This window comes from Streptomyces sp. NPDC007856 (assembly GCF_042868225.1).
In the GTDB taxonomy this organism is placed as follows: Bacteria; Actinomycetota; Actinomycetes; order Streptomycetales; family Streptomycetaceae; genus Streptomyces.
Genome location: NZ_JBIAEC010000010.1, coordinates 65,606 through 81,166, shown reverse-complemented (window position 1 = coordinate 81,166; position 15,561 = coordinate 65,606). Strand labels below are relative to the sequence as shown.

Annotated in this window: 15 protein-coding genes; 8 read left to right on the top strand and 7 right to left on the bottom strand. The window is 71.9% G+C overall.

Going from position 1 to position 15,561, the window contains the following annotated elements; genetic code table 11:
• Window positions 1-176 precede the first annotated feature (176 nt).
• On the bottom strand, window positions 177-1,391 hold the full coding sequence (locus ACFYOH_RS23655) for a PucR family transcriptional regulator (RefSeq protein WP_388628668.1): 1,215 nt from the start codon (window positions 1,389-1,391) through the stop codon (window positions 177-179).
• Window positions 1,392-1,564: 173 nt separating this feature from the next.
• On the opposite strand from ACFYOH_RS23655, the gene ACFYOH_RS23650 reads away from it, so the two are divergent.
• Both ACFYOH_RS23650 and ACFYOH_RS23645 read left to right on the top strand, forming a co-directional pair.
• Entirely contained in the window at window positions 1,565-3,883 is a 2,319-nt protein-coding gene (locus tag ACFYOH_RS23650) for a molybdopterin cofactor-binding domain-containing protein (protein WP_388628665.1), read from the top strand.
• Between the two features lie 9 nt (window positions 3,884-3,892).
• Window positions 3,893-4,369 (top strand): (2Fe-2S)-binding protein, encoded by a 477-nt coding sequence (locus ACFYOH_RS23645; protein WP_388628662.1) that lies wholly within the window; start codon window positions 3,893-3,895, stop codon window positions 4,367-4,369.
• A gap of 49 nt (window positions 4,370-4,418) precedes the next feature.
• Here the strand turns inward: ACFYOH_RS23645 and ACFYOH_RS23640 are convergent, their stop codons facing one another.
• Window positions 4,419-5,069 (bottom strand): TetR/AcrR family transcriptional regulator, encoded by a 651-nt coding sequence (locus ACFYOH_RS23640; RefSeq protein ID WP_388628659.1) that lies wholly within the window; start codon window positions 5,067-5,069, stop codon window positions 4,419-4,421.
• A gap of 84 nt (window positions 5,070-5,153) precedes the next feature.
• A complete protein-coding gene (locus tag ACFYOH_RS23635) occupies window positions 5,154-6,104 on the bottom strand; it encodes an alpha/beta fold hydrolase (RefSeq protein ID WP_388628656.1) in 951 nt (316 codons plus the stop codon).
• Window positions 6,105-6,247: 143 nt separating this feature from the next.
• On the opposite strand from ACFYOH_RS23635, the gene ACFYOH_RS23630 reads away from it, so the two are divergent.
• Window positions 6,248-6,904, top strand: a complete 657-nt coding sequence (locus ACFYOH_RS23630; protein WP_388628653.1) for an HAD family hydrolase — start codon at window positions 6,248-6,250, stop codon at window positions 6,902-6,904.
• A gap of 41 nt (window positions 6,905-6,945) precedes the next feature.
• Window positions 6,946-8,166: an acyl-CoA dehydrogenase family protein gene (locus tag ACFYOH_RS23625; protein WP_388628650.1), complete on the top strand. Its 1,221-nt coding sequence runs from the start codon at window positions 6,946-6,948 to the stop codon at window positions 8,164-8,166.
• Window positions 8,167-8,292: 126 nt separating this feature from the next.
• On the opposite strand, the gene ACFYOH_RS23620 is transcribed toward ACFYOH_RS23625, so the two are convergent.
• Entirely contained in the window at window positions 8,293-8,778 is a 486-nt protein-coding gene (locus ACFYOH_RS23620; protein WP_388628648.1) for a hypothetical protein, read from the bottom strand.
• Between the two features lie 284 nt (window positions 8,779-9,062).
• Here ACFYOH_RS23620 and ACFYOH_RS23615 point away from each other — a divergent pair, with 284 nt between their 5' ends.
• Both ACFYOH_RS23615 and ACFYOH_RS23610 read left to right on the top strand, forming a co-directional pair.
• Window positions 9,063-9,704 (top strand): phosphoribosyltransferase, encoded by a 642-nt coding sequence (locus ACFYOH_RS23615; protein WP_388628645.1) that lies wholly within the window; start codon window positions 9,063-9,065, stop codon window positions 9,702-9,704.
• 33 nt (window positions 9,705-9,737) lie between these two features.
• Window positions 9,738-11,150, top strand: a complete 1,413-nt coding sequence (locus tag ACFYOH_RS23610) for an RtcB family protein (protein WP_388628642.1) — start codon at window positions 9,738-9,740, stop codon at window positions 11,148-11,150.
• Window positions 11,151-11,196: 46 nt separating this feature from the next.
• Here the strand turns inward: ACFYOH_RS23610 and ACFYOH_RS23605 are convergent, their stop codons facing one another.
• Window positions 11,197-11,655 (bottom strand): archease, encoded by a 459-nt coding sequence (locus ACFYOH_RS23605; RefSeq protein ID WP_388628639.1) that lies wholly within the window; start codon window positions 11,653-11,655, stop codon window positions 11,197-11,199.
• A gap of 173 nt (window positions 11,656-11,828) precedes the next feature.
• On the opposite strand from ACFYOH_RS23605, the gene ACFYOH_RS23600 reads away from it, so the two are divergent.
• A complete protein-coding gene (locus ACFYOH_RS23600; protein ID WP_388628636.1) occupies window positions 11,829-12,254 on the top strand; it encodes a CBS domain-containing protein in 426 nt (141 codons plus the stop codon).
• A gap of 78 nt (window positions 12,255-12,332) precedes the next feature.
• Here ACFYOH_RS23600 and ACFYOH_RS23595 read toward each other — a convergent pair whose 3' ends face one another.
• Together ACFYOH_RS23595 and ACFYOH_RS23590 are read right to left on the bottom strand one after the other, a co-directional pair.
• Window positions 12,333-13,322: an acyl-CoA dehydrogenase family protein gene (locus ACFYOH_RS23595; protein ID WP_388628633.1), complete on the bottom strand. Its 990-nt coding sequence runs from the start codon at window positions 13,320-13,322 to the stop codon at window positions 12,333-12,335.
• Window positions 13,322-14,491: an acyl-CoA dehydrogenase family protein gene (locus ACFYOH_RS23590; RefSeq protein ID WP_388628630.1), complete on the bottom strand. Its 1,170-nt coding sequence runs from the start codon at window positions 14,489-14,491 to the stop codon at window positions 13,322-13,324. The genes ACFYOH_RS23595 and ACFYOH_RS23590 overlap by 1 nt, the downstream gene beginning before the upstream one ends.
• A 221-nt stretch (window positions 14,492-14,712) precedes the next feature.
• Between ACFYOH_RS23590 and ACFYOH_RS23585 the strand changes: the two genes are divergently transcribed.
• A complete protein-coding gene (locus ACFYOH_RS23585; protein WP_388628627.1) occupies window positions 14,713-15,501 on the top strand; it encodes an SDR family oxidoreductase in 789 nt (262 codons plus the stop codon).
• Window positions 15,502-15,561 lie beyond the last annotated feature (60 nt).

Sequence of the window (15,561 nt, the reverse complement as noted above, 5' to 3'; positions counted from 1 at the left end):
GTGGAGCCGCTGTGGCGGCTGGAGCGGGAGACCGGCGCACTGGCATGTCCGTCCGACGCGGGCGACCCCGAGGCCGTCGAAGGCCTGGTCCGTACGGCGCTCGACGCCCATGGGTGACTGGACGGTGTCGTGAGCACGGGGTTCGTCCGGTCCGGCGTGGCCGGGGATCGCCGGGCTCAGTCCAGCGTGCCGTGTCCGTCGTACGGACCCGGCCGCCCGCTCAGGCGTACGGCCTCCAGGGCGATGTACAGCTCGGCGGAGGACTCCGCGTCGGTGGTACGGCGGCCGGTCAGTTCGGCGATGCGGTTGAGGCGGTACAGGACCGTGTTGCGGTGACAGTGCAGCCGGCCGGCCGCCGCCGTCGTCGATCCGCCGCCGGCGAACCAGGCGTGCAGGGTCGCCAGCAGGGTGGCCCGTTCCTGCGGGGGCAGGGCGAGAAGGGGGCCGAGGACAGCCCGGGCGACTTCCTGCGCCATGTCGGGGGAGGCGGCCGCCAGGAGCGACACCGGAGCGCTGCCGTACAGGTGGGTGCCGCCCGCTCCACGGGGCAGGCACTGTACGGCCAGTTGGGCCTGCCGCCAGGCGGTCGGGGCGTTCACTGGCGAGGTGAAGGCGCGGCTGATCCCGACCCGGGACAGCGCGATGCCGGACAGCTGGTCGACCGCATGCGCGATGGCCTGCTCGTGCGGCAGGGCCAGCAGGCCAACCCAGGCCCCTATCGGCTTGATCCATTCGGAGCCGATTCCGGCGGCACGCAGCCGGCTGCGCACGCTGGGCAGTGGCTCCACCTCGTCGTGGACCTCGGCGCAGACCACCAGAAAGGGGCCCTGCCGGTCGAGGTCCAGGACCCGTGCGATCTCCCATGCGCTCGCTCCGGTGCCGGCCCTGCCGTCGAGCAGGGTGGTGAGCATCATGCTCCGGGTCGTGGTGTCGCGCCGCGACTGTTCCTCGACGGTGGCCCGATAGGCGTCGGCGGCCGCACTGGAGTAGTCGTCGATGGCCGCCCAGATGTCGGAGGCCATGTGCAGCAGCTCGACGGTGCTCTCCTCGTCCACGGCGGCCGCGAGCAGCCGGTCCCAGATGAAGCGGCCGGCCAGCCGGTAGGCGTGCAGGAGAGCGGCCAGCGGGATGCCCTGCGCGGCCTTCAGGCGCCCGGCGGCGCGGGGCGCCTCAAGGGTCGTGGGCCGCCCCTGCAGTGACGCGAACATCGTGGTCAGGTTGTCGCGCACCAGGGAACGCAACTGTTCCCGGGCGAGCAGCGTGCTCTCGGCGTACGAGTGCTCGCCTCCGAGGATCTCGTCGGTGAGGTCCTCCGCGAGCCGGTCCACCTCGGTCAGCAGCCGGCCGACCAGTTCGACGACCCGGTCGGCGGCCCTCAGCTGCGTCGTCACGGGCGCAGTGTAGGCCGACGGGACTGTGCGCCGGCACAGTCCCGCGACGCCTTTTCCCGTCGCCTGCCTATGGCCGAAACCGGTGGTGAGCGGTGGAATCACCGGCGGCGTGTCGCACCGTCCTCGCGCGGATCGGGCATGTGCACAACTCGTGGCGGATCGAAGGAGATCGCATGGACAGCTCCGGACACATACCCGCGGCGGCCGGGATCGGGCGGCGCAGATTCCTCGGGTATGTGCTGGCCGCCTCGACGCTGACCGTGGCCGCCGAACTCGGTGAGGTGGTGTTCGCACCGGACGAGGCGGCGGCCGTCGTCCCCTCCGTGCCGGGCCCGGCGGAGATCTACGACCTCAACGACATGCTCACCGATGCGGCACTGCCGACGGCGAACCTGATCACGATCCGCGTCGACACCGACGGCACGGCCTCCTTCGCGCTGCCCCGGGCGGAGGTCGGGCAGGGCATCACGACGTCCAGCGCCATGCTGATCGCCGAGGAACTGGACCTGCCGCTGGAGCGGATCCGGGTCACGCTCGCCGACGCGCGGCCGGAACTGCTGTTCAACCAGCTCACGGGTGGCTCCAACACCACGATCTCGACCTTCACGCCGATCCGGGTGGCGGCGGCGGTGGCCCGGGGCCGGCTGTTGCAGGCGGCGGCCCTGGAACTCGGGGCGGCCCTGAACACCCTGACCACCAAGGCCGGGGTCATCACCTCGGCGGCGGGCGGTCGCAGTCTCACCTACGGCGAACTCGCCGAGAAAGCTGCCGCGATGACGTCCAGTCAGGTGTCCGTCGCGCTCAAGGACGCCGCGGAGTTCGAGGTCATCGGCACCGCGCAGGGCCGTATCGACGCGCGGGAAGCGGTGACCGGGCGCAAGACGTTCGCCATGGACCTGAAGATCCCCGACGCCCTGCCGACGATGGTGTGCCGGCCGCCGACGATCAACGGCACGGTGCGCTCGGTGGAGAATCTCGCCGAGGTGCGGTCGATGCCCGGCGTCACGGACGTCGTGGCTGTCTCCACCGGCGTCGCCGTCCGCGGCCGTACGTTCGGCCAGTGCATCGACGCCGTACGCGCGCTGAAGGTATCCTGGGGCGCCGGAACGGCCGACGGAAAGAGCGACGACACCGTCCACGACGAACTCCGCAGGACCGAACTCCCGCTTCCGGCACTGGACCTGCTGACCAAGTCGGTCGACGCCCGGTTCACCTTCCACTTCGCGAGCAACAGCGCGCTGGAGACCAACTGCGCCATCGCCGACGTACGAGACGACTCCGCCGAGATTTGGGGAAGCCTGAAGTCCCCGATCGCCGCCCAGGAGCAGATCGCGCTGAAGCTGGGGCTGCCGGTCTCGGCCGTGAAGGTCCATGTCACCGAGGGCGGCGGCTCCTTCGGGCGCAAGCTCTTCCACGACGCCGCCGCCGAGGCCGCCGAGATCTCCCGGGCGATGGGCAAGCCGGTCAAGCTGATGTGGCACCGCACCGACGACTTCCGGCAGGGCCGTACCCACCCGATGGCCACCTCGCGGGTCCGCGCCACCTATGCGCTCGGCCAGGTCCTCACCTACGACCAGCGGCACACCTCCGTCGCCACCGACTTCGGCCACGGCGTCGGCGAGATCATCACCGCGGAGGCCGCGCGGCTGCCCGTCGGCGGCCTCACCTTCTCCGAGACGATCTTCGCGCTCAGCCAGCAGACCCCGTACAACTTCGGTGTCGTCACCCAGACGCTGGGCGAGACCGACAAGGGCTTCAACACCGGCTCGATGCGCAACATCTACTCGCCCAATGTGCGCTGTGCGCAGGAACTCGTCGTGGACGAGCTGGCCAGGCGGATGGGCAAGGATCCCTACCGGTTCCGCCGGGAGTTCCTCAAGGACGAGCGGGCGCGGGCCGTCCTCGACAAGGTGGTCGACGTCGGGAACTGGGGGCGGAGCATGCCCGCCGGGACGGCGCAGGGCATCGCGCTCCATCCCGAATACCATGCGTACGTCGCTGTCCTCGCCGAGATCGACTGCCGGCCGGAGACCACCGGCCGCACGGTCCGCGACGCCTACACCGGCCCTCGCGTCACCAAGGTCGTGTGCGTCGTCGACGTGGGTCTGGCCGTCAACCCTCGGGGTCTTGAGGCGCAGATGATGGGCGGCATCATGGACGGCATCGCGATCACTCTCAGCTCCGGCCTCCATCTGGACAACGGCCACTTCCTGGAAGGGAGTTGGGACAACTACTTCTACGCCCGGCAGTGGAACACCCCGCCCGAGCTGGAGATCGTCGTCATGCCGCCGACCACCGGGCAGCCCGGCGGTGCGGGCGAGCTGGCGGTGGCGGGTGCGGCCGCCGCCGTGGCCTGCGCCTACGGCCGGGCCACCGGTACCATGCCGACCAACTTTCCGCTCAACCACGCCGGACCGCTCGGTTTCGAGCCGCTGCCCACCACGCCGCCGATCCCCGCGTCGCCCACCGACGGCCTCGACCGCGCCTACTAGGAGACCCCTGTGCCCGAACACACCTTCATCCTCAACGGCAAGCGGGTGACCGTCGACATCGAGGACGACGTCCGGCTGCTGTGGGTGCTCAGAGACGTCCTCGGTGTCACCGGACCGAAGTACGGCTGCGGTCTCGGCGTCTGCCAGGCCTGCACCAGCCACGTCAACGGCAAGGCGTTCAACCCGTGTTCGGTGCCGGTGCAGGACATCGGCGCCGATGACGAGATCACCACCATCGAGGGCCTGCCCGCCACCGTCGGCCGTGACCTGCATCCGATGCAGGAGGCCTGGCTGGAGTACGACGTCGCGCAGTGCGGCTACTGCCAGCCCGGTCAGATCATGGCCGCCGTCGCCAAGGTCCGCCAGGTCCGCGAGGAGGGCCGGGAGATCACGGAGGCCGACCTCGACGAGATCCGCAACGTCTGCCGGTGCGGCACCTACCACCGCATCCGCGAGGCGATCCAGGCCGGCGCGAAGAAGTACTGAGGCATGGCGCTGGGCCTCGCCGAGCAGCCGGCGCCTCCCGGCGACGGTCCTATTCGTCGCCGGTGGGCTTCAGCTGGAGCGCGTTCTCCCAGATCTTGTTGAGCGTGGTCACCAGCCGTTCGAAGGGGATCCGCTGTCCGAGCACGAACACGCTGTAGGCCATGCGGCTCACCATGCCGGACAGGGCGTGGGCCGTCACCAGGGGATCGAGCGTGGGATCGGCCTCGCCGCCGTCCTGCAGGGCGCGGATCATCTTGGCGTTGCGTCGCGCGAAGGCGTTGCCGCGTTCGATGCGCAGCGCCCGGAAGTTGTCGTCGATGTGGGCGACCTGCTCGAACAGGGCCATCAGGCGGGCGTTCTTCTTGTACGAGCGCAGATAGTCACGGTTGGCCGCGTCGATGAGCTGCCGGGTGTCGGTGATGCCGGTGCGCTCGCGCAGGTGCGGGTGGAGCATCTCCTCCTGCACGATGTCCACGAGCGCCCGGAAGACATCCTCTTTGTCGTTGAAGTACGTGTAGAACGAGCCGGAGGCGACATGGGCGGCAGCGGTGATGTCGGTGATCCGGGCGTCGAGATAGCCGTCGCGCTCGAAGACCTCGCGCGCCGCGGTGATGAGCGCGTTGCGCGTGCGCTCGCCCCGCCGGCTGCGCGGGGCGAGCGGTTGCCGGGAGCCGTCATGAGCCGGGGCCTGGGAAGCCAATGCAGTCCATTCGCCGTCGTTCGCACACGTGCAGGTGGCAGCCGATGATAGTCGCCGCCCGGCGGATCGGCCCCGGCAGCCGCATCACCGGCCCAGGCCGAGGGATCCCAGGAAGCGGAGCAGCGCTGCGTTGACCTCCTGGGGGCGCTCCTGCTGGACCCAGTGGCCGGCGCCTTCCAGGACGACGTGCTCGCGCAGATCGGTGAGGACCGTCCCCAGGTTGTCGGCGGGCATGAACCGGGCGACGGGATCCCTGGAGCCGGTGAGGAAGAAGGACGGCTGTGTGATGGGGCGGCCCTGGAGTTCGCGGGTCAGCGCCCAGTTGCGGTCCATGTTGCGGTAGTAGTTGAGGCCGCCAGTGAACCCGGTCTCCTCGAACGTCCTGACGTAATGGGCCAGCTCCTCCTCGCCGAGCCACGGCGGGGGCGCGAGTTCGGCCTCGTCGCGGGACGCCCACTCGGCGGAGTAGATCTCCCGTGCGACAAGGGTCCTGCGGACGTTCCGCGCCAGCGCCCGGTCCGCGACTTCGGGCTCCTGGAACCACACCATGTAGAAGTCGGCGCCCAGCCGCGAACGAAGGACGGGCAGCGGCGGGACGGGGGAGCGCGGGGTGGCGGGAACGCTCAGGCCGGCCACGGCACGCACCCGTCCGGGGTGCAGCCAGGCCATGTGCCACACGACGTTCGCTCCCCAGTCGTGTCCCACGAAGACCGCGTCCTCGGCGCCCACGTCGTCCAGGAGACCCGCGAGGTCCGCGCACAGGTTCACCACGTCGTAGGCCTCGACGTCCCGTGGCCGTGAGCTTCCTCCGTAACCGCGCATGTCGGGCGCGAGGACCCGGTGTCCGGCCTCGGCGAGGGCGAAGACCTGATGGCGCCAGGAGAAGGCGAGTTCGGGGAAGCCGTGGCACAGCACGACCGGCGGTGTGCCGGGCCTGTGCTCGCCGTGCTCGAAGACGCGCAGTGTGATGCCGTTCGTCTCGACGTCACGCGACTTGAGGCGCTCCCAGTCCGCGAGCGAAACCTTCGTCGTCATGTGTCACCACACCGCCAATCAGCCGATCCCACCGAGCGAACCTGCCCTGCTCAGCCGGGTGTTGTAAGTATTGAACTTGACGTTGGATTCAACTATACAGGGCTGTGGCCCCCGCGCACCGACGGCACGAGGAGGACACGCAGGTGACCCGAACCATCCCGCCCGGGACCCGCACTGCCGTCCTGTTCGACTTCGGAGGGGTGCTCACCACCAGCGTGCTCGCGGCCTTCGAGCAGCTGGGCTCCGCCCTGGGCTGCGACCCACGGCTGCCGTTGCGCCTGCTGGCCAGGGACCGGGCGAGCGGCGCCCTGCTCGTGGCGCACGAGGAAGGCCGGATCGGCGAGCTGCAGTTCGAACAGGGCTTCGCCGAGCGGCTCCGAGCCCACGGAGTGGCGATCGACCCCGCCGAGCCGGGCATCGTACGCCGGGTGCAGAGCGCGATGGAGCCCGACCGCGCCATGATCGACCTGGTCGCACGGGTGCGGGAGGCCGGACACCGCGTGGGGCTGCTGTCCAACTCGCTCGGCGACGACTGCTACGCCGGGTTCGACCTGCCGGGCATGTTCGACGCCGTCACCATCTCGCGAGAGGTGGGCGTCCGCAAACCCTCGCGCCGGGCCTACGAGATCGCCTGCGAACGGCTGGGCGTCCGCCCGCGGGACGCGGTGATGGTGGACGACCTGGAGCAGAACATCACCGCGGCCGAACGCGCGGGTCTCGCCGGGATCGTGCACACGGACGCCGCCGCGACGGCCGCGGCGCTGAAGTCCGTGCTCCACCCGCCCGCGCGGACGCGGTGACCTTCCTCGTTCCCCCACCACGAACACACCGAGGTGAACCCGTGTTCCAGACGACCGACAGGGCCAAGGCGTACCAGGAGAAGCTGCTGGCCTTCATGGACGAGCACATCTACCCCGCGGAACCCGTCTACGAGGCGCAGATGGCGCAGTCGGGCGATCCGCACTTCCACCCGCCCGTCCTGGAGGAGCTGAAGGCCGAGGCCAGGAAGCAGGGACTGTGGAACCTCTTCCACCCGCATCCCGAGTGGGGACCGGGCCTGACCAACCTGGAGTACGCCCCGCTCGCCGAGATCATGGGCCGCAGCCCGCACCTGGCGCCGGAGGCCACCAACTGCAACGCGCCGGACACCGGGAACATGGAGGTGCTGACGCTCTTCGGCACCGAGGAGCACAAGGAGAGGTGGCTCAAGCCGCTGCTCGCCGGAGAGATCGCCTCCGCGTTCGCGATGACCGAACCGGCCGTCGCCAGTTCCGACGCACGCAACATCCAGCTGCGCATGCGGCGCGACGGTGACGACTACATACTCGACGGACGCAAGTGGTGGACCTCCAACGTCCTGCACAAGAACTGCAGGGTCCTCATCGTCATGGGCAAGACCGACCCGGACGCGCCCAGCCACCGTCAGCAGAGCATGATGGTCGTGCCGCTGGACACCCCCGGCATCACCGTGGTGCGCAGCCTGCCCGTGTTCGGCTACCAGGACCGGGAAGGCCACGGTGAGGTCCTCTTCGAGAACGTGCGGGTACCGTCCACGGCCCTGCTCGCCCACGAGGGCGACGGCTTCATGATCAGTCAGGCCCGGCTGGGTCCCGGGCGCATCCACCACTGCATGCGCAGCATCGGCATGGCCGAGCGGGCCCTGGACCTGATGATCGACCGGGCCCAGGAGCGGACGACGTTCGGGGCGCCGCTCGCCGAGCGGGCCAACATCCAGGACTGGATCGCCGAGGCTCGTATCGAGATCGACATGGCCCGGCTGCTGACCCTCCAGGCGGCCCATCTGATGGACACCGTGGGCAACAAGGTCGCGCGGACGGAGATCGCCGCCATCAAGGTGGCCGCACCGGACATCGCCCTCAGAGTCGTCGACCGCGCCATCCAGGTCCACGGCGGCGCCGGCGTCTCCGACGACTTCCCTCTGGCCGGCATGTACGCCCACCTGCGCACGCTGCGCCTGGCGGACGGCCCCGACGAGGTCCACAAGCGCACCATCGCCCACCGGGAACTCCGCCGCCGTGAGGCCGAGCGGGGCCCGCGGTGAGGACGGCGGAGGGCGCCGTCTCCTCGGTGCGACCTACGGCTGGACCGCTGACCGGGACACGCCCACGGTTCAGCCCAGCTTCTTCAGCAGCTCGGCGGCGAGCGGGGCGGAGGCGGCGGGGTTCGCTCAGCGCTCGCGCTTTCCGTCCGGACGCCTCTCGGCGGCCATGGGCAGGGCGCGAGGGGTGCTCCCGTCGGAAGTCTCCTCGGCGACCGGGACCGGCTGCCGGTAGCGCGTGGAGGTGTCGATCCCCGGTGCGGTCCGGCCGAGCCGCTGAGCCGTGGCCCTCGCCTCCTCGTCGTCCGGCACGGACACCGCGAGGAGCTGGAAGGGAGCCGAGGGCCGCAGTTCGACGTCCACGACGGGCCGGCCGGGCCGCAGGGCCACGAAGTCCGTCCCGCCGGGATGGCCGCGCGTGCCGATGGACCAGCCGCCGGGAATCCAGGTGCCGCGCTGCCGCACTCCGCGCAGGGCGCGCCACCAGTCGGCTTCGACCGTCACCCGGCACACCGCCGTCAGCGGCACCCGCACATCACCGCGGCGGGCGGCCACCCGCTGCCACCACGACAGGTGTACGACCACGTCGTCCCCGTCGACGAGAATGCGTGCCATTTCTCAGCTCCTCCGTTCCATACTCGTCGCTTCTCCGGGCGGCCGCCGGACACCGCTGCGGGCGCCGCCGCTCGTCACCCGGGCCCGGAGCGCGGACCTCGGCGTGTCCCGTGTCGTCGCGGCCCGGTCCGGGTACCCGGCCGGGGCGCCGGAGGGACGTGCCGTCGTGCCGGTCCGGTGGTCCGAGTGCGAGCGGGCGCACCCGCCGGGCGCGAGCCGTCGTACGACCGCACGCCGTGGCCCGGTGACGAGCACGGCGCAGGCGTGGAAGGAGTCGACTGGGCATGCGGTTTCATGATCGCGTCCATGCCGGCCGGGAGCTGGCCGAGCGGCTGCGCATCCGGCAGGAGGCGGGGGCGCTGACGCATCCGGTCGTGCTGGCCCTGCCGCGTGGCGGGGTGACGGTGGCCCGGGAGGTGGCGCGGGCGCTGGAGGCACCGCTCGACGTGCTGGTCGCACGCAAGATCGGCGCGCCGTTCCAGGAGGAGCTGGGCGTCGGGGCGCTCGCGGGTGACGACCCTCCGCTGTTCGACGAGCGGACCCTGGACGACCTCGGCCTGGACGAGGCGGCCCTGGACGACGTGGTGGAGCGGGAGCGGGCGGAGCTGCACCGCCGGGAGGAGCGGTACCGGCAGGGCCGTCCCGCGCCCGAGCTGCGGGACCGCACCGTGATCCTGGTGGACGATGGGGTCGCCACCGGGGCGACCGCACGGGCGGCGCTGCGCTGGCTGCGCCGCCAGTCGCCGGAGCGGGTCGTGCTGGCGGTGCCGGTGTGCTCGCCGCAGGCGGCGGACCTGCTGCGCGGCGAGGCCGACGAGGTGCTCTGCCTGCAGCGGCCGACCGTCTTCCTGGCCGTGGGGGAGTGGTACGAGGACTTCGAGCAGCTGACCGACGACGACGTGCTCGCCGCGCTGCAGGGGCAGTGACCCAGTGCGCGCCGAGCCGGGGCGGAGACCGCGATGGAGTTGGTCGAGGAACGTTCCTTCCGCTATCGCATCGAGCCGCACGCGGGCATGCGGGTGCCCGGGGTCGTCTTCGCGTCCCGGGAGCTGCTCGGGGATGCCGAGCAGTCCCTGGAGCAGGTCGCGCACGTGGCCACGCTGCCCGGCATCGTCGCCGCCTCGTACGCCATGCCGGACATCCACTGGGGGTACGGCTTTCCCATCGGCGGTGTCGCCGCCACCGACGTGGACGCCGGCGGGGTGGTCTCGCCGGGCGGCGTCGGCTTCGACATCTCCTGCGGGGTGCGGCTGCTGGCCGCCGACTGCGACGCCGATACGCTCCGGCCCGCGCTGACCGCCGTGATGGACGGCCTGGACCGGGCGATTCCGCGCGGGGCCGGTCCCGGCGGTGTGTGGCACCTCACCGGCCCCGGAGAACTGGAGCGGCTGCTGGACGGCGGCTCCCGCTACGCCGTGGAGCAGGGCCACGGGGAGGAGCGCGACCTGTTGCGCTGTGAGGACGCCGGCGCGGTCGCCGACGCGGACGTGACCCAGGTCGGGCAGCGGGCCCGGGAGCGTGGCCTCGGCCAGGTGGGCAGCCTGGGCTCCGCCAACCATTTCCTGGAGGTGCAGCGGGTCGCCGAGGTGTACGACGCCCAGGCCGCTGCCGCCTTCGGGATCGGGCCGGGCCAGGTGTGCGTCATGATCCACTGTGGCTCGCGCGGGCTCGGACACCAGATATGCACCGACCATGTGCGGCTCATGGACCGCGCCATGGCCCGCTACGGCATCTCCGTGCCCGACCGGCAACTGGCCTGTACACCGGTCGACTCGCCCGAGGGGCAGGACTATCTCGGGGCCATGGCCGCTGCCGCCAACTACGGCCGGGCGAACCGGCAGTTGCTGTCCGACGCGGCACGCGGCGTGTTCCGGCGCACCGCCGGCACCGGACTGACGCTGGTGTACGACGTCTCCCACAACCTCGCCAAGATCGAGACCCATCCGGTGGACGGCCGGCGACGACGGCTGTGCGTGCACCGCAAGGGCGCCACCCGCGCCTTCCCGCCCGGGCATCCCGAACTGCCGGAGGACATAAGGGAGTTCGGACAGCCGGTGCTGATCCCCGGCACCCTCGGGACGGCGTCGTACGTGCTGACCGGCGTGTCCGGGGGCGACGCCTTCCACTCCACCTGCCATGGTGCGGGCCGCACCATGAGCCGTCATCAGGCCGCGCGCAGCATCACCGGCAGCGAGCTGCGGGCGCGGCTGCGCAACGCCGGCATCGCCGCGCGCCCGAAGTCCTGGCGCGGCCTGACGGAGGAGACGCCGGAGGCGTACAAGGACGTCGACGCGGTCGTCGCCGCGAGCGAGGGGGCGGGACTGTGCCGGAAGGTCGCCCGGCTGGTGCCGCTCGGGGTGGTGAAGGGCTGACGCCGGTGGCCTGCGGGTGCCCGTGCGGCAGGGTGCGCCCGTGCGATCACACGTCCACGATCACCGTGCAGGACCACCCGTACGCGTCCGGACCGATGTGCAACTCCTGCCAGGAGACACCCTTGGGTGCGGCACCGATGACGGTGACGTCCGCGAGGTCGGCGAGGGACAGCCGTACCGCCAGTCCACCGTCGTAGGTGGGCTCCGCTTCCACGTCGACGGGGATCCGGCCCGCCACCTCCAGCCGGTAGACCACCTCCTCCAGCAGCGCGACCAGCAGATCCGCGTCGTCGCCGGGGGCGAGACGGACCCGTTCCATGGTGGCGGGGTGTGCCTCGGACACATCGGCGAAGGCCTCGACCATGGCGCGTACCGCCTCCGCCAGGCACTGTTCCCGGGTCGTGCCCCAGGCCTGCAGACGGGTGTCGGCGGTGTGCGGCATCGAGCGGTGACCGTTCTCGCCCTCACGCCGTGCCCGCAGCTCGTCGCTGATGTCACCCACCATGGCCGCCGTGATCCCTTCTGCGACCCCCCTCGGCTTCCATCGTCACTCGCCGGGACCGGCGGCGCCACGCCGTGCGCGGCGGACGACGGAAAATCCGGTTTGCCCGAGCCGTCCCTGGCTACGCGGGCGGGCGAGGCCGTACGCCTCACCATTTCGGATCCCGGAGGTGCCCGATGACACGGCGGATATGTGAGGTCATGTCGCCCGGCGCGGTGGCGGTGGAGCCCATGACCACGGTGGAACGGGCGGCGCGTCTCATGCGGGAGCACGACATCGGTGACGTCCTGGTCGCCTACGACTGCGATCTGTTCGGTGTCCTCACCGACCGCGACATCGTGGTGCGGACGCTCGCCGCGGGACTGGACCCGCACTCCACCACGGTCGGCAGGGTGTGCAGCCGGCCGCCGTTGCTGACCCTGACCCCCGAGGACACCACGGACCACGCGGTCGAGCTGATGCGCCGGCACGGCCTGCGCCGACTCCCCGTCGTGGAACACGGCGGCTGCCCGGTCGGCTTCGTCAGCCTCGGTGACCTGGCGGCCGTCGAGGATCCGCACTCGGCGCTGGCGGAGATCAGCACGGCGGCACCGAACCACTGAACCGTCGCGGTGGCCTTCGCGGAGGGGCCCCCGTGACGGGGTCGGGTGACCGTGGGTGTCGAGCGGGTGACAGGCCGGTCAGGGCGCGAGTGCCCGGGCCCGGCAGGCCGACGGCGTGCCCCAGGAGGTCCGTAGCGCGTGGGCCTTGCGGATCCACAGGGACAGGTCCAGTTCCTCGGTGTAGCCGAGGGCGCCGTGCAACTGCAGGGCGGTGCGCGCCGCGGCGTACGCGGCCTCGCAGGCGGAGACCTTCGCCGCGGCGATCTCGCGCCCGCACCCGGCGTCGCCCCGCTCCATCGCCAACGCGGCGGCGTGGAGCAGCGGTTGGGCGAACTCCAGGGCGATCAGCGAGTCGGCCAGCCGGTGCTTGACCGCCTGGAACGAGCCGATGGTGACCCCGAACTGCCTGCGCTGCCGGGCGTGTTCGACGGTCCGGTCCAGCAGGGCACGGCCCAGTCCGAGGGCCTGCGCCGCCGTGGTGAGCGCCGCTACCTCGGCGGCGTGCGCGGCCGCGGCGGCGACGGCCGGCCCCTGGGCCAGCACGGTGCCGCCGAGCGGGCGGGCCGGCCGCCGGGACGGGTCGAGCGAGTGCTGAACGGGACCGTGCGCCTCGGCCCGGCGCAGGATGTGGCCCTCGACGACGAACACCGCGTCGGCGGTGTCCGCGTCCAGGGCGTAGGGACTGTCGGGGGAGAGCAGGCACACCGAGGCGACGACCTTGCCGGCGGCGATCCCCGGCAGCCATGCGGCGGCCGTCGTCGCGTCGCCCAGACGGTCCAGGAGGGCCGCCGCCGCGATTGTCTCCGCCAGCGGGCCCGGCACCGCGTGGCGGCCCAACTCCACGAAGGCCACAGCCAGTTCGACCGGAAGTGGGCCCAGGCCGTCGTACCGCTCCGGTATCCCGAGCGCGAACAGCCCCGCCTCGGCCAGCCTGGACCACAGCGCGCGGCCCGGCTCTGTGTCCCCGGCGGCCCAGGACCGTACGACGTCCGGCGTGGCCGCCGCCGTCAGCATGGCGTCCAGCGAGCGAGCGAAGTCGCGCTGCTCGGCGTCGAGGAGGAAGCGCATCACCGGCGTCCCTTCGGCAGGCCGAGCAGCCGCTCGGCGATGATGTCGCGCTGGATCTCGTTGGTGCCCGCGTAGATGGGACCGGCCAGCGAGAAGACGTATCCCTCGGCCCAGCCGCCGTGCGCGGGGGCGTCCGCGGCGTCGTCGGCGAGATCGCCGTAGGGGCCGAGGAGGTCGAGGGCGGTCTCGTGCAGGGCGATGTCCAGTTCGGACCAGAACACCTTGTTGAGGCTCGACTCCGCTCCGATGGAACCTCCCGCCGCCAGACGTGAGGCGGCGGCGTAGGCGAACAGCTGGTAGGCGCGGGCGCCGATCACCGCGTCGGCGACCCGGTCGCGCAGCGCGGTGTCGGAAGGGTCGGCGTGCTCGTGCCACAGCCGGGTCAGCCGGTCGGCGGCGGCCATGAAGCGGCCGGGGCTGCGCAGGGTGAGGCCGCGCTCGTTGCCCGCCGTGCTCATCGCCACCCGCCAGCCCTGTCCGGGCTCGCCGATGACGTCCCCGTCGGGCACGTACACCTCGTCCAGGAAGAGTTCGGCGAAGGCGGGCTTGCCGTCGAGCCGCCCGATCGGCCGCACCGTCACCCCGTCCGCGTCCAGCGGGAACATCAGGTACGTCAGGCCCCGGTGCGGCCGCTCGGCGTCCGGGTCGCTGCGGAACAGTCCGAAGGCGCGGTCGGCGAACGCCGCCCGCGACGACCAGGTCTTCTGGCCGCTCACGCGCCAGCCGCCGGCGGTGCGTACGGCTGTGGAGCGCAGCGAGGCGAGGTCGGAGCCGGCTTCCGGCTCGGACCAGGCCTGGGCCCAGACGACCTCGCCGCTCGCCATGGACGGCAGGACGCGCGCGCACTGCTCCGGTGTGCCGTGCTCGAAGAGGGTGGGCGCGAGGAGGTTGATGCCGTTCTGGCCGACCCGGCCGGGCGCACCGGCCGCGTAGTACTCCTCCTCGAAGATCAGCCACTGCAGGATCGAGACAGCCCGGCCGCCGTACTCCTCGGGCCAGGAGACCACCGACCAGCGGTCGGCGAACAGGGCCCGCTCCCACTCCCGGTGGGCCGCGAACCCCTCCGCCGTCTCCAGCGAGGGCAGCGGGGTGGAGGGCACATGGTCGGCGAGCCAGGCGCGGGCCTCGGCGCGGAAGGCGTCGTCCGCGGCGGAGAAGTCGAGGTCCATCAGCGGCCCACGGCGACTGGTCCGGGGCGTAGGCGGCGGACGGGCTCCATGGGCGCGGTGCGGGGGGCGGGCATTCGCTCTCCTTCCCTAACAAGTGTTTGGTAGATTAACCTGACGTCCCGTCAGCCGTCGAGGGGTGTCCGGAGCCGCCCATGAGCTGCGACCGGCGAGTTCGCCCTCATCGCCGAGTGCGTCCTCGGCCTGTCGAAGGAGGCCCGCCCGTGACCACGCCCCCACCGTCCTACGTCCCCGCGCACGCCCTCCTGCACGGCCGTACCGCCGTGGTCACCGCCGCCGCGGGCGCCGGTATCGGCGGGGCGACCGCCCGCCGGCTGCTGGAGGAAGGCGCCCAGATCGTGCTCTCCGACGCCCACGCCCGCAGGCTCAAGGAGTCGGAGGCGGCGCTGGCCGCGGAGTTCGGCGCGGACCGCGTCGCCGCACTGCCCTGCGACGTCACCGACGAGGAGCAGGTCGCCGCGCTCTTCGACTTCGTGGCGGAGCGGCACGGGCGCCTGGACGTCGTCGTCAACAACGCCGGACTCGGCGGCACCGCCGACCTGGTCGAGATGACCGACGAGCAGTGGGCCAAGGTCCTCGACGTCACCCTCACCGGCACCTTCCGCTGCACCCGCGCCGCGCTGCGCCGGATGAGGGCGGCGGGCGCCGGGGGCGTCGTCGTCAACAACGCCTCGGTGATCGGCTGGCGGGCGCAGCGGGGCCAGGCGCACTACGCCGCCGCCAAGGCCGGGGTCATGGCCCTCACCCGCTGCGCCGCCGTGGAGGCCGCGGAGTACGGCGTGCGGGTCAACGCCGTCTCGCCCAGCCTCGCCATGCACCCGCACCTGGCGAAGGTCACCACGCCGGAACTGCTGGAGGAACTGACCACCCGCGAGGCGTTCGGCCGCTGGGCCGAGCCGTGGGAGGTGGCCAACGTCATCGTCTTCCTGGCCAGCGGCTACTCCTCGTACCTGACCGGCGAGGTCCTGTCCGTCAGCAGTCAGCACGCCTGAACCCTGCGGGCGCCGTGTGCCGGAAGGGTCCGGGTACCAGGTGAGCCGACCGCGTTTCCA

What these genes read in the sequence shown, in the direction of transcription:
- ACFYOH_RS23650 (WP_388628665.1), top strand. Translation starts at nt 1,565, where the DNA reads ATGGACAGCTCCGGACACATACCCGCGGCGGCCGGGATCGGGCGGCGC.
- ACFYOH_RS23635 (WP_388628656.1), bottom strand. Translation starts at nt 6,104, where the DNA reads ATGACGACGAAGGTTTCGCTCGCGGACTGGGAGCGCCTCAAGTCGCGT.
- ACFYOH_RS23620 (WP_388628648.1), bottom strand. Translation starts at nt 8,778, where the DNA reads ATGGCACGCATTCTCGTCGACGGGGACGACGTGGTCGTACACCTGTCG.
- ACFYOH_RS23615 (WP_388628645.1), top strand. Translation starts at nt 9,063, where the DNA reads ATGCGGTTTCATGATCGCGTCCATGCCGGCCGGGAGCTGGCCGAGCGG.
- ACFYOH_RS23610 (WP_388628642.1), top strand. Translation starts at nt 9,738, where the DNA reads ATGGAGTTGGTCGAGGAACGTTCCTTCCGCTATCGCATCGAGCCGCAC.
- ACFYOH_RS23605 (WP_388628639.1), bottom strand. Translation starts at nt 11,655, where the DNA reads ATGGTGGGTGACATCAGCGACGAGCTGCGGGCACGGCGTGAGGGCGAG.
- ACFYOH_RS23600 (WP_388628636.1), top strand. Translation starts at nt 11,829, where the DNA reads ATGACACGGCGGATATGTGAGGTCATGTCGCCCGGCGCGGTGGCGGTG.
- ACFYOH_RS23595 (WP_388628633.1), bottom strand. Translation starts at nt 13,322, where the DNA reads ATGCGCTTCCTCCTCGACGCCGAGCAGCGCGACTTCGCTCGCTCGCTG.
- ACFYOH_RS23590 (WP_388628630.1), bottom strand. Translation starts at nt 14,491, where the DNA reads ATGGACCTCGACTTCTCCGCCGCGGACGACGCCTTCCGCGCCGAGGCC.